This is a genomic window from Deinococcus aetherius, from assembly GCF_025997855.1.
Taxonomy (GTDB): Bacteria; Deinococcota; Deinococci; order Deinococcales; family Deinococcaceae; genus Deinococcus; species Deinococcus aetherius.
In genome coordinates this window covers 1,719,961-1,732,543 of sequence record NZ_AP026560.1, presented here as the reverse complement: position 1 = coordinate 1,732,543, position 12,583 = coordinate 1,719,961, and the positions used below count along the sequence as shown (strand labels likewise).

12 protein-coding genes are annotated in these 12,583 nt (G+C 71.8%); 7 read left to right on the top strand and 5 right to left on the bottom strand.

Translation table 11 applies throughout. The features are described 5' to 3' along the window. Positions 1-231: 231 nt before the first annotated feature. Positions 232-1,440 carry a cysteine desulfurase-like protein gene (locus DAETH_RS08655; RefSeq protein ID WP_264774495.1) on the top strand — a complete coding sequence of 403 codons (1,209 nt, stop codon included), beginning with the start codon at positions 232-234 and terminating at the stop codon, positions 1,438-1,440. 18 nt (positions 1,441-1,458) lie between these two features. Here DAETH_RS08655 and DAETH_RS08650 read toward each other — a convergent pair whose 3' ends face one another. Further along, positions 1,459-2,367: a transglutaminase-like domain-containing protein gene (locus DAETH_RS08650; RefSeq protein WP_264774494.1), complete on the bottom strand. Its 909-nt coding sequence runs from the start codon at positions 2,365-2,367 to the stop codon at positions 1,459-1,461. A 110-nt stretch (positions 2,368-2,477) separates the two neighbouring features. Between DAETH_RS08650 and DAETH_RS08645 the strand changes: the two genes are divergently transcribed. Beyond that, the gene (locus DAETH_RS08645; protein ID WP_264774493.1) at positions 2,478-4,520 is read left to right on the top strand and encodes a thioredoxin domain-containing protein; all 2,043 of its coding nucleotides are present in this window, start codon (positions 2,478-2,480) and stop codon (positions 4,518-4,520) included. Positions 4,521-4,935: 415 nt separating this feature from the next. On the opposite strand, the gene DAETH_RS08640 is transcribed toward DAETH_RS08645, so the two are convergent. Genes DAETH_RS08640 through DAETH_RS08630 form a run of 3 tightly spaced genes read right to left on the bottom strand, consistent with a single transcriptional unit; the run spans position 4,936 to position 7,088 of the window. Continuing rightward, entirely contained in the window at positions 4,936-5,904 is a 969-nt protein-coding gene (locus tag DAETH_RS08640; RefSeq protein ID WP_319993709.1) for a PIG-L deacetylase family protein, read from the bottom strand. A gap of 10 nt (positions 5,905-5,914) precedes the next feature. Then, the gene (rpiA, locus tag DAETH_RS08635) at positions 5,915-6,601 is read right to left on the bottom strand and encodes a ribose 5-phosphate isomerase A (RefSeq protein ID WP_264774492.1); all 687 of its coding nucleotides are present in this window, start codon (positions 6,599-6,601) and stop codon (positions 5,915-5,917) included. After that, complete coding sequence (locus tag DAETH_RS08630; RefSeq protein ID WP_264774491.1) at positions 6,594-7,088, bottom strand: peroxiredoxin; 495 nt, start codon at positions 7,086-7,088, stop codon at positions 6,594-6,596. The genes rpiA and DAETH_RS08630 overlap by 8 nt, the downstream gene beginning before the upstream one ends. A 100-nt stretch (positions 7,089-7,188) precedes the next feature. On the opposite strand from DAETH_RS08630, the gene deoC reads away from it, so the two are divergent. The 5 genes from deoC to DAETH_RS08605 are packed head-to-tail and all read left to right on the top strand — an operon-like array spanning position 7,189 to position 11,845. Continuing rightward, complete coding sequence (gene deoC, locus DAETH_RS08625) at positions 7,189-7,851, top strand: deoxyribose-phosphate aldolase (RefSeq protein ID WP_264774490.1); 663 nt, start codon at positions 7,189-7,191, stop codon at positions 7,849-7,851. A 1-nt stretch (position 7,852) separates the two neighbouring features. Beyond that, the gene (locus DAETH_RS08620; RefSeq protein ID WP_264774489.1) at positions 7,853-8,461 is read left to right on the top strand and encodes a Maf family nucleotide pyrophosphatase; all 609 of its coding nucleotides are present in this window, start codon (positions 7,853-7,855) and stop codon (positions 8,459-8,461) included. Then, complete coding sequence (gene mreC, locus DAETH_RS08615; RefSeq protein ID WP_264774488.1) at positions 8,458-9,240, top strand: rod shape-determining protein MreC; 783 nt, start codon at positions 8,458-8,460, stop codon at positions 9,238-9,240. Before DAETH_RS08620 ends, mreC begins: the two co-directional genes overlap by 4 nt. Continuing rightward, positions 9,237-9,785 carry a rod shape-determining protein MreD gene (locus tag DAETH_RS08610; protein WP_264774487.1) on the top strand — a complete coding sequence of 183 codons (549 nt, stop codon included), beginning with the start codon at positions 9,237-9,239 and terminating at the stop codon, positions 9,783-9,785. The genes mreC and DAETH_RS08610 overlap by 4 nt, the downstream gene beginning before the upstream one ends. Next, the gene (locus DAETH_RS08605; protein WP_264774486.1) at positions 9,782-11,845 is read left to right on the top strand and encodes a peptidoglycan D,D-transpeptidase FtsI family protein; all 2,064 of its coding nucleotides are present in this window, start codon (positions 9,782-9,784) and stop codon (positions 11,843-11,845) included. Before DAETH_RS08610 ends, DAETH_RS08605 begins: the two co-directional genes overlap by 4 nt. A 285-nt stretch (positions 11,846-12,130) precedes the next feature. On the opposite strand, the gene DAETH_RS08600 is transcribed toward DAETH_RS08605, so the two are convergent. Then, entirely contained in the window at positions 12,131-12,529 is a 399-nt protein-coding gene (locus DAETH_RS08600; RefSeq protein ID WP_264777417.1) for an OsmC family protein, read from the bottom strand. Positions 12,530-12,583: the final 54 nt, after the last annotated feature.

The following is a 12,583-nucleotide window of genomic DNA, read 5'->3' as shown; positions in this document are numbered from 1 at the left end:
GCAGACGCGAGCAGGGGTTGTCCTCCGCGCGGGTGGGCCGAGTGCTGGACGCCCCCTTCGGCGGCGCGCGGAGGCGAGGCGTGCCATTCGCGGGTGCCGATGGTGGCATGGGTGGACGGGGAGGGCTCCGGCGCGTTGCTTCGGTCGAGTGGTTCCTGTGTCTCGGGCGGCTGGACAGGGGACCGGTCCACCGGCGTGAAGGGTGCTTCCCATCAGCCATAAACTGCCCCCATGACCTTGACCGCTCCCGACCCCGCCGCCCTCCGGGCGCAGTTCCCGCCCCTTGCCTCGGGCCGTGCGTACCTCGACAACGCGGCGGGAGGGTTGCTGCCCACCCGGTCCATTGTGGCGATCACCGAGCATCTGACCCGTTACGGCGCCACGAACGCTATGCCCGGCCACCTGCCAGGCCGGGACGTGCTCGTCCTCAAGAACCGGGCGCGGGAGGGCACCGCCCTCTTCCTGAACGCGAATCCCGAGGACGTGGCCCTGGGCCCGAGCGCGACCGCCCTCGCCTTCCGGCTCTCGGCGGCCTTCGCCCGGCTGTGGGGCCCCGGCGACGAGGTGATCCTCAGCGGTCTGGAGCATGAGGCGAACGCGAGCCCCTGGCGCGAGCTGGAGCGGGTGGGCGTGACCGTGAAGGTGTGGCACGCCCGGCTGCCGGAGATGCGGCTGCACGGGGATGACCTCGCCCCGCTGCTCTCCCCCCGCACCCGGCTGGTGGCCGTCACGGGGGCGAGCAATGTGCTGGGCGTGGCGGTGGACGTACCCGCCGTCGCGGCGCAGGTCCGGGCGGCGGGGGCGTGGACGGTCGTGGACGCGGTTCACACGGCCCCCCACTGCTTCCCCGACGTGCGGGCGTGGGGGGCGGACTTCGTGACCTTCAGCCCCTACAAGGTCTGGGGACCGCACCTCGGCGCCCTGTGGGTGAACCCGGAGTTGCGCCCCACGCTGCCCTGGCCCCGCCTGAGCTTCGTTCCCGAGGGCGACATCACCGGCCTGGAGTACGGCACGCCGCAGTTCGAGCTGCTCGCCGGGTGGCTGGGCACCCTCGACTACCTACGCGAACTCGGTGGGGGAGAGGCGCTGACCCGAGCGGCGCTGGAGACGGCCTCGGCCCGCATCGGGGAACTGGAGCGGCCCGTGGCGGGGCGGCTGCTGGGCGGGCTGCTGGACACCCCCGGCGTGACGGTCTACGGGCCCCGGACGATGGAAGGACGGATGGGGGCCGTCGCCTTCCGGGTGGAGGGGGAGGCGCCCCCGGAGACCGCCGACCGTCTCACCCGGCAGGGGGTGGACGTGGCGGCGGGGCACTTCTACGCCGTGCAGCCCCTCAGGGACCTGGGGCTCTACCCGGAGGGGGTGGTGCGGGCCAGCATCGCCCACTACACGACGGTCGAGGACGTGGAGCGGCTGCTCTCGGGCCTGCGCGGGGGCTGAGGAGCGTCCCCGCCCACCTCAGACACCGCGCGGCGCGGGCTCGTCGTCGAGCGTCTCGCCGGGGCGGGCCTCGTCGGCCCAGACTGTCATGCGCGTGAGGCGGGCGTTGCCGAAGGTGGTGGTGAAGGCCACGTCGCTGGCGTCGCGGCCCTGGGCGATCAGCACCCGGCCGATGCGCGGCTTGTTGTGCCGGGCGTCGAAGGTGCGCCACTGCCCGTCGAGGAACGCCTCGAACCAGGCGTGGAAGTCCATCGGCACGTCGCCGGAGTCGAACTCGATGTCGGGGAGGTAGCCGCAGACGTAGCGGGCGGGGATGTTCAGCGCCCGGCAGAAGGCGACGCCCATGTGCGCGAAGTCGCGGCACACCGCGCGCTTGCTGTCGAAGGCCTGCTTGGCGGTCGTGGTCGAGTTGCTGCCATACCCGTACACGCACTCGTCTTGCAGGAAGTCGCAGATCGCCTGCACCTGCGCCCAGCCCCCCTGGACGTGCCCGAAACGCTCCCACGCCTCGCCGCTGATCAGGTCGCTGTCCACGTAGCGGCTCGGCAGGAGGTAGGTGATGGTCTCGTCGGGCAGGTCCTCGACGAGGTGCTTGCGGAGACCGGGCAGCACCGGGTCGGGGTGGCGGGTCACCTCCGCGATCAGGTCGTGCCCGACCACGACCTGACCCGGCTGGGCGAGCGTGCGCCAGATCAGGTTGCCGTGCAGATCGGTGTAGGTGTGGATGCCCCGGGCCTCTCCCAGGGGCCGCTCGTCGAGGAGGCGCTGGCGGGTCCCGGTGGCCCCCAGGCGGTCTTTGGGCTGCACGACGAAGAGCATGGGCGTGGGGTACTTGACGTCGAAGGTCAGGGAAAAGCCAGCGCGGACGCGCACAGGCTGCTCGATGGGGCCGGTCGCGGGGTCCGTCTGTGCGTCGAGCTGGGCCATACGACGACATTGTGCCGCGCGGGCGCCATGAGCCGGATGTGTGGTCTATTCCACGCCTTTTTGAGACTTGACCGTGACACGCGGCCCCCGGGCCCCGCTAGCCTGCCCCCATGAACCGACTCGCCCAGGAGTCCAGCCCGTACCTCCTCCAGCACGCCGACAACCCGGTGGACTGGTGGCCGTGGGGCCCCGAAGCCCTCGCCGAGGCGCGGCGCCGGGACGTGCCCGTGCTGCTTTCCATCGGCTACTCCACCTGCCACTGGTGTCACGTCATGGCCCACGAGAGCTTCGAGGACGCGCAGACCGCCGAGTTCATGAACGAGCACTTCGTCAACATCAAGGTGGACCGCGAGGAGCGCCCCGACGTGGACGCGGTGTACATGACGGCGACCCAGGCCCTCACCGGGCAGGGCGGCTGGCCGATGACGGTCTTCCTGACCCCGGACGGCGAGCCCTTCTACGCGGGCACCTACTTCCCGCCCGTGGACCGTTACGGAATGCCCGGCTTCCGCCGTCTCCTCGCCAGCGTCGCCCACACCTGGCGCGAGGGCCGCGAGGGGCTGCTGAGCAACGCCCAGGCCCTCACCGAACATGTCCGTGAGGCGAGTCGCCCCCGCCCAGGTCAGGGGGAGGCCGACCTCCCCGCCGACTTCCTGCGCCGGGGTGTGGCGAACCTCCGCCGCGTGTTCGACGCCGACTGGGGGGGCTTCGGCCGGGCGCCCAAGTTCCCCGCGCCGACCACCCTCGACTTCCTGCTCACCCAGCCGGGTGGGCGCGACATGGCCCTCCACACCCTGCGGATGATGGGCCGGGGCGGCATCTACGACCAGCTCGGCGGCGGTTTCCACCGCTACTCCGTGGACGACCGCTGGCTGGTCCCCCACTTCGAGAAGATGCTCTACGACAACGCGCAGCTCACCCGGACCCTCCTGCGCGCCTACCAGTACACCGAGGACGAGGAGTTCGCCCGGCTGGCCCGTGAGACCCTGGCCTACCTGGAACGGGAGATGCTGTCGCCCGAGGGAGGGTTCTACTCCGCCCAGGACGCGGACACCCAGGGGGTCGAGGGCCTGACCTTTACCTGGACGCCCACCGAGATTCGGGAGGTGTTGGGCGAGGGGCCGGATACCGACCTCGTGCTGCGCGTGTACGGGGTGACCGAGGGGGGCAACTTCGAGGACCCCCACCGCCCGGAGGTGGGGCGGCGGAGCGTCCTGCACGTGCCCACGCCTGTCAGCACGCTGGCCCGTGATCTGGGGGAGTCCGAGGAAAGCCTCACCGTCCGGCTAGACGCCGCCCGCGCCCGCCTGCTCGCCACGCGGCAGGCCCGGCCCCAGCCCGGCACGGATACCAAAGTGCTCACCTCCTGGAACGGCCTGGCGCTCGCGGCTTTCGCGGACGCAGGGCGAATTCTTGGAGAGGCGCACTACCTGGAGCTAGCCCGCCGCAACGCGGATTTCGTGTGGGAGAGGCTGCGGCTCGAAGACGGCACCCTCTCCCATACCTTCAAGGACGGGGTGGCGCGGGTCGAGGGGTTGCTGGAAGATCACGCGCTGTACGCCCTGGGCCTGATTGCGCTGTACCAGGCGGGCGGTGACCTCGCGCACCTGAACTGGGCGCGGGAGCTGTGGGAGACCCTGCGCCGCGACTTCTGGGACGAGGAGGCGGGCCTCTTCCGCTCGACGGGGGGCCGGGCCGAGACGCTGCTCACCCGGCAGGCGCAGGGGTTCGACTCCGCCGTCCTGAGCGACAACGCCGCCGCCGCGCTCCTCGGGCTGCGGGTGGGGCGCTACTTCGGGGACGAGGAGGCCGAGCGGCTGGCGCGAGCGACGGTGCTGACGTACCGGAGCGACATGCTGGCCGCTGCGGGGGGCTTCGGTGGGCTCTGGCAGGCCGCCGCCTTCCTGGGGGCGCCGCACGTCGAGGTGGCGCTGATCGGGGCGGCGGGCGAGCGGGCGCCGCTGGAGAGGGTGGTCGCCCGGCATCCGCTGCCCTTCGCGGCGCTGGCGCCTGCCGAGCGCGGGGAGGGGTTGCCGGTGTTGGAGGGGCGACCCGGGGGGGGGACAGCCTATGTGTGCGTGGGGCACGCGTGCGACCTGCCGACGCGGGAGGCGGGGGTGCTGGAGGAACAGCTTCGGCGGCTGGAGGGGTGAGGTTCGTTGTTTCGTGGGGCAGGGTGTCTTGCTCCAGTTACCCCCACCCCCCTGCCCCCTACCCCCAGGGGGGCAGGGGGAGCTTGTCGCTGCGCTCGGCAAGGAGACACGGGCAGCGCGGGGGGTCGGGTTCTTCTGAACGCAAGGTGTGATCTTGTCGCGTCCTGTCTGCGGGCCCACCGTCTCGCTGCGCGAGCCGACGTGGTCGTGGGCCAGGAGCGTTGATGCGGCGTGCTCCTGTAGGGCGTCGGGGTCCGCGTTTTAAGAAGCGCGAAGGCTTCGGCTCTTTTTGCTCCTCCCCCTTGAGGGGGGAGGTTGGGAGGGGGTGCCCGCCCGCGACTCCCCTCCCTAACCCCACCTTCCGCCCGCCAACTCTGCTTGGCCTGCACCTGCACAGCAACCTCGACCCCTCCCCCTACCTCCCCGCCTCCGGCAGCGTGATCAGTTCGTTCTCGCGCACAAAGGCCTTCAGGAAGCGCGGCATCACCTCCATCTGGCTGGCGTGGGCCTGGAGGGCGCGGAGCTTGGTGTCCTGCTGTGCGGCGGTGAGGTCCAGGCGCGTCCAGGCAAGGTGGCGCCCGCGCGGGGGAATCAGGAGGGGGAAGCCCTCGTGCAGGCCCTTGGGAACGGGCCACTCGGCGCCGCCGTGGACGATCCAGAGGCGTGCGCGGTTTGTCTGGCCGCGTGCCGCGAGGAGCTGGGCCGTGACCAGGCTGGTCGCCCGGTGGTCGCGGTGGAAGTCGTGGGTGGAGGGCAGCAGCACCACGTCGGGCCGCACCCCGTCGAGGACGGTGGTCAGGTCGCGCCGGAGGCTGGCGGCGGTGTAGGGGGCGCCGGGGGAAAGGGCCTGCGGGTAGGGCACCCGGGTCGCCCCGGTGTGGGGGGAGACGGTGGGTGTGGTGGAGTTGGCCCGCAGCATCCGCAGCAGGGCGCCGTCGGGGTAGCCGAGGAAGAACAGGTGGCTGGCGGGCACCCCCAGCACGGCGGCGGCACGGGTGGCCTCGCCGATGCGGACGGTGCCGAGCGACTGGGCGGCGCGGCCCCTCGGCCTGGGCGTGCGTTCGAGCAGGGCCGCGTCCAGCTCGAAGCCGTCGCCGTTCGTGAGCCACACGATGTAGACCTGCGCCCCGGCGGCGAGAGCCTGCCGGAGGTTGCCCGCGCAGCACAGCGACTCGTCGTCGGGGTGGGGGCTCACCAGCAGCACCCGCTGCCCAGCGCGGTAGCCGGGAGCGGGGGGCAGCGCGGCGACCTCGGCGACGGCTCGGGGGTAGAGCAGCCGCAGGGCGGCGGGCGAGTTGATGGCGAAGGCGGCGAGCAGGGCGGCGAAAAGGAAGGCCCCCAGCCAGAGGTGACGCCGCCGCGCGGGTCCCCGCAAGCGGCTCAAGCCTCACCCCTCAACGCCCACGCACCTCCCGCACCCCCTCCGGCGAGGCGACGAAGGCCAATTCCGCCATCCCCAGGAAAAAGCCCGTCTCCACCACACCCAGTGTCCCCTTGACCTGCCGCTCCAGCGTGGCGGGGTCGAAAGCTTGCGGGAGCGCCGCGTCGAAGATGTAGTTGCCGTTGTCGGTCACAAAAGGCTGGGCCCCGGGTTGCCGCAGCCGCCCGCCCAGCCCCAGGGCCCGCAGCCGCTCGATGGTCGAGAGGAAGCCGAAGCGCGCGATCTCGACGGGCAGGGGCGCCTTCTCCCCCAGCCGCGAGACGACCTTGGTGTGGTCGGCAATGATGACCAGCCGCCGCGCCTGCACCTCGGTCAGCTTCTCACGCAGCAGGGCGCCGCCCAGCCCCTTGATCAGGTTGAGGCCCGGGTCGATCTCGTCCGCCCCGTCGATGGCGAGGTCGAGGGGCCGGGGGTCGAGGGGCTCGACCGGGATGCCGAGGTCGCGGGCCAGCGCCTCCGAGGCGTCGCTCGTCGCCACGCCCACGACGCCCCGCACCTCTCCCGCCGCGAGCCGCCGCCCGAGTTCGAGGATCGCGTACTTCGCGGTGCTGCCCGTGCCCAGGCCCACCCGCATCCCGCTCTCGACGAGCAGGGCGGCGGGGACGGCGGCCTGCTCCTTCAGCGCCTCCAGATCAGGCATCGCGCCCCTGCCGGTCGGCGTCGATGGCGGCGGCAACCGCGTCGGCGTGGCCCTCGACCTGCACGGCGGGCCAGACCTGCACCACGCGCCCGTCCGGGCCGATCAGGAAGGTGGCCCGCCGCACGCCCTCGGTCACCTTCCCGAAGCTGTTTTTCGGGCCGTAGGCGCCCACCAGCTTCAGAAAGGCGGCGTCCTCGTCGGTCAGCAGGGGGAAGGGCAGGCCGTACTTCTCCCCGAAGGCGCGGTGGCTCCCCGCGTCGTCGCGGCTCACGCCCAGGATGACGGCCCCGTGGGCTTTGAGCAGGGCGCTGTCGCGGAAGTCGCACGCCTCCTTCGTGCAGCCTGGAGTGTCGTCCTTGGGATAGGCGTAGAGCACCACGTAACGGCCCGCGTAGTCGCCGAGGCGGTGGGTGCGCCCGTCGGCGTCGGGCAGGACGAAGCTGGGGAAGAGCTCGCCGGGGGTGAGGGGGGGAGCAGCCTGGGTCATATCCAGAGGGTAGCGGAAGGTCGGGCCGGGCCGTTCAGGTTGAGCTTGCCGTGTGAAGTCTCGTTTACGTTTCTTAGCCCCCAGCGCGTATTCTGAGCGCGTGAAGCTCGCCCCCTACATCGACCACACGCTTCTCAAGGCGACCGCCACACCCGCCGACATCCGCCTCCTGTGCGCCGAGGCGCGCGAGCATGGGTTCTACGCCGTGTGCGTGAACCCGGTCTACGTCCCCCTCGCCGCCGCCGAGCTGGAGGGCTCCGGCGTGAAGGTGGCGACCGTGTGCGGTTTTCCCCTGGGCGCGACCCTCAGCGAACAGAAGGCGGTGGAGGCGCGGCTCAGCGTGGAGGCGGGCGCGGACGAGGTGGACATGGTGATCCACATCGGCGCGGCGCTGGAAGGCGACTGGGACGCGGTGGAGGCCGACGTGCGGGCGGTGCGGCGGGCGATTCCCGACTCGGTGCTCAAGGTCATCATCGAGACCTGCTACCTCGACGACGAGCAGAAGCGCGCGGCGACCGAGGCGGCGGTCCTGGGCGGGGCCGACCTCGTGAAGACCTCGACGGGCTTCGGGACGGGGGGCGCGACCGTGGAGGACGTGCGGCTGATGGCCGAGGTGATCGCGGGGCGGGCGGGCATCAAGGCGGCGGGCGGCGTCCGCACCCCCGAGGACGCGCGCTTGATGATCGAGGCGGGCGCGACCCGGCTGGGCACCTCGGGCGGCGTGGCCCTGGTGGCAGGCGAGCGGACGGGGGCGGGGTACTAGCGTGACACCCGACGTGATCCTCGCCTCGGGCAGCCCCCGGCGGCGCGAACTCCTCTCGAACCTCGGCGTGCCGTTCCGGGTCGTCGTGAGCGGCGCGGACGAGAGCAGCCCAGAGACGGACCCGGCGCGGCTGGCGGGGGACCTCGCGGCCCTCAAGGCGGCCTCCGTCGCGCGGGAGTATCCCGGCTCGGTGATCATCGCCGCCGACACCGTCGTCGCGGCAGACGGCGCCCTGCTCGGAAAGCCTGTGGACGAGGCGGAGAACCGGGCCTTCCTCCGTCACCTCTCGGGCCGCACCCATCAGGTCTACACCGGAGTTACGGTCGTTTCCCCCAGCGGAACGGCGGGCGGGGTCGAGCGCACGGACGTGACCTTCCGCGAACTCACCGACGCCGAAATCAATCACTACGCCCGCACCGGGGAGGGGCTCGACAAGGCGGGCGGGTACGGCATCCAGGGACTCGGGATGGCGCTCGTGGCCCGGATCGAGGGGGACTACTCGAACGTGGTGGGCTTTCCGCTGGGGCTGGTGATCCGCCTCCTGCGCGGGGTGGGCGTGACGGTGTGGGGGGAGGCCGCAGGGGTGAGAGAGGTGCGCGGGGCGCTGTGAGGGGATTCAGGGAACTGCTGCTGCTGTACGCGGCGCTCCTGCTCGTGAGCATGGTCGCCACCCGCTTCCAGGTCGTCGCGCCCACGGCGCTGAGTGCGGCGACGGCGCCGATCACCCGGGTCGTGCTCGCCGTCACCGACAACGTGCGCCGCGCCTACACGAACGTGGTGCAGGAACGGAACCTGGCGGGCGAGGTCCAGTCGCTCCGGCGCCAGAACGACGCCCTCACCCAGCGCAACGAACTCCTCGCCCGCGAGGTGGCCCGGCTGCGGCAGGTCGTGCAGATTCGCTCGACTCTGGCGCCCAACGCAGTCGGCCTCGCGCAGGTCGTGGCGGTGGACCCCAGCCCGCTGCTCGCCCGCCTGACCCTCAACCGGGGCAGCGGGGACGGGGTGCGGGTGCGGATGCCCGTGATCGTCCCCGCCGGGCTCGTCGGGCAGGTCGTCGGCGTGAGCGGGAACCGGGCGACGGTGATCGGCCTCGTGGACCCCGAGAGCAGCGTCGGCGTGACGCTGGAGGGAAGCCGGGGCGGGCGGGGCCTCGCCGTGGGATTGCCGCCCGACCGCCTGCGCGCCCAGTTCTCGCGCAGCGTGCCCGTGAAGCCGGGGGACGTGCTCGTCACGAGCAGCCTGGGCGGCGTGTACCCGGTGGGCATCCGGGTGGGCACCGTCGAGCGGGTGCTGCCCCTGGGGCCCAACGACGTGAACCGCACGGTGATCGTCAGGCCCGCCGTGGATGTGGGCGCGGTCGAGGACGTGACCCTGCTGGAGGGGCTGTGACCCGCGCCCGTCTGCCCTCCGTCTCCGTCGGCCGCCCGGGCCGCCCGGTGCTGTACGTCCTCTACGCGCTCCTCCTGGTCGTCGTGCAGGGCGCCCTCTCCCGGCTGCTGGGCGGTTCGCCCGTGCCGCCCCCCAACCTCTTCCTGCTGACGGGCGTGGCGCTGGTGTGGCGGCTGCGTCCCCAGGCGGCGCTCCTGGCCGCCTACGGGGTGGGGCTCGCCCAGGACGTGCTCGGCGGGGGAGCCCTCGGCCTGCACGCGGCGGGGGTGGCGGGCGGGGTGCTCCTCGTGCTGGCGGTCCGGCGCCTCGTCGCGGGCTCGGGGGCGATTCAGGCGGCGGTGACGGTGCTCGCCGCCACGGTGGGGCAGTGGCTCGCCTTCCTGATCCTGACCTACTGGCTGCGGTCCAATCTCGTGACGGTGGAAACCCTGATTCGCACGGTGCCCCTCGCCTTCCTGACGACCTTGATCGCCTATCCCCTGTGGGAGCGCGTGGTGAGCTGGGGGCTGGGACCGCGCGCGGGGTCACAGCGGGGGCTCGGATGAGCCGCGCCGGGAACGCCCTCGACCGCCGCTCGCGGCTGCGGCGCCGGGCGGGGGGACGCCGCCGGACGGGCGAGCCCTCGGCCGCCGGGGCTCTGCCCGTCCGGCTGATGGCGCTGGGCTTCAGCCTGGGGCTGGCGGTGCTCGGCGGGCGGCTCTTCCAGCTTCAGGTCTTGCAGCACGACCAGTACGCGGTCCAGTCGGCGAGCAACTTCCAGCGCGACGAGGTGGTGCGGGCCCTGCGCGGCGAGATTCGCACGCGGGACGGGGTGCTCCTCGCCACCAACCGCCTCGCGGTCGATCTGGTGTACACGGGGCGCCGCCACCCGGAGGATTCGAAGGAGGCTATTCCCGCCTGGGACCGGATTCAGGCCATCGCCGGAGTCAAGCCGGGCGACCTCGTGAACGGTCAGCCGCGCGAGCCCGACCCGGAAAAGGAAACCGAGACGGTCCTCGCCCGCAACATCCCGCAGGACCGACTCGCCGCCCTGTACGAGTACACGGTCCTCGTGCCCAGCCTGGAACTGCGCGAGCGGGTGGAACGCGTCTACCCCGAGGGCAAGATGGCCGCGCACCTCCTGGGGTACGTGCTGGAGGCGAACAAACGCCAGGTCGAGGAGGAGGGCTACACGGTCGGGGACATGGTGGGCGTCTCCGGGCTGGAGTACAGCCAGCAGCGGGTGCTGGCGGGCGTGAACGGCCTGCGCCGCCGCGAGGTGACGGCGAACGGGCGGCCCCTCACCGAGCGGGTGATCGACCCCGGGCGCCAGGGGCAGGACGTGACCCTCACCATCGACAGCACCCTCCAGCAGGCCGCCGAATCCGTGCTGCGCGAGGGGCTGGCCGACGTGAACCGGGGCCGCTCGCTGCACGGGGGCCGCCCCGACCCCTACGCGCGGGGGGCCGTCATCGCCATCGACCCCCGCACGAACGAGGTGCTGGCGATGGCGAGCAGCCCCACCTTCGACCCCAACTGGTTCTCGCGGGTGCCCGGCCCCGACCCGGCGGCCAAACGCTGGGCGGTGGACCCGGGCCGCAAGGACGCGGCGCTCGATGCCGTGACGAGCAACCGGGTGGTCCAGGCGTACAACCCCGGGAGCGTGTTCAAGCTCGCCTCGACCATCGCCTTCGTCGAGAAGTGGGGCAACTTCACCACGAACTGCGCCCCGGTGTACTACTTCGGGCGGGCGGCCTTCCGCAACTGGGCCTCGTACAGCCTGGGGCCGGTGGACGGGCGCAAGGCCATCGCTTTCTCGTGCAACCCGTGGTTTTACACCTCGGCGGTGAAGGCGGGCCCGACCGCGTACTCCCGGCAGCTCAAGGCCCGCGCCACCGAACTCGGCTTCCGCTCGCCCACCGGCCTCGAACTCGTGGGCGAGAAGCTGGGCGACGTGCCCGACCGGGACGACTACACCACGACCGAGCACCCCTGGTACGAGGGCTCGGGCCTGAACATGAGCATCGGCCAGGGGGACGTGCTCGTCACGCCCGCCCAGCTCATCTCGGTGATGTCCACGATCATCAACGACGGGATGAAGCGTCCGCTCACGGTCCTCAAGGCCGTGGGAGACGAGCCGGTGCCCCGCAAGCCCGCCGTCAGCGTGGTGAGAGGCGGCAACACCGAAATTTTCAAATTCGTCAAGGAGGGCATGTCCTGGGTGACGAGCATCCGCACCGGCACCGCCCGCCACGAGGTCGGCCCGCTGCTCTTCCCCGTCCGCACGGGCGGCAAGACGGGCACGGCGGAAAACGGCCTGTCCCGGCGCTACAACTACGCCTACACCCACGCCTGGTACGAGGGCTACGGGCCGCTGAATAACCCCAACTTCGCCGTCGTCACCTTCTTCCAGAACGGGGGAGAGGGGTCGGGCCCGGCCCTCAAGGCCGCCAAGAAGATGTTCGCCGCGCGCTGGTGCATCAAGCTCGACGAGCGGGGGAGCGCGCTGCCGTTGAGCGCCCAGCAGCCGTGCACGGGCGAGCTGGACCAGATGCACAAGGTCTACAAGATTCGGGCCCAGCGGGAGGCGGCGCAGAAGGCGAAGGCGGCACAGGAGGAGGAATAGGGCGGTTGGGGGCGCTGGGGGGCGGTTGCGTTTATTCCCCCCTCCCAACCTCCCCCACAAGGGGGGAGGAGTTAAAAACATAGGGCCGTGTGAGGAATAGCTCGCCTCTACGCTGAGAAAACGCCCTCTGCCGTGACCCGGAAGAGGCGAGCTTCCCTGTCTTTAACAACGCACAGATGCCGCCGGGGTCTTCTTATTGCCCCTCCCCCCTTGTGGGGGAGGTTGGGAGGGGGGCAAACCGGCCACTCCCCACCCCACCCACGGGGGACAACAACCCTCCTTCTCCTACTCCACCCGCGTCTCCAGCGTGATCTCGCTGTTCAGGGTCGCCGCCACCGAGCAGTATTTCTCGTGGCTGAGGTGCGCGGCTTTGCTGAGCGCGTCCTCGGTCAGGCCCTCGCCGCTGGCGACGTGGCGCACGGTGATGCGGGTGTACCGCTTCGGCGCCGTCTCGGCGCGCTCGCCCTCGACCTCGATGCGGTAGGCGGTCAGGGGCGTGCGGCGCTTTTTCATGATCTCGACGATGTCGTAGGCGGTGCAGGTCGCCAGTGCCCCGAGCAGCGCCTCCATCGGGGAGACGCCCACCTTGACGGGGCTGTTGTCGATCAGAAGCTGGTGCCCGCTCTCGCTGACGCCGACGTAGCGTTGCTCGCCGAGCCAGGTGACGTGCATGGTCTTTTTCAGGGAGTCGGCCATGCGGACAGGCTAGCGCGAGTGCGGAAGGTGCGCGGCCCGCCC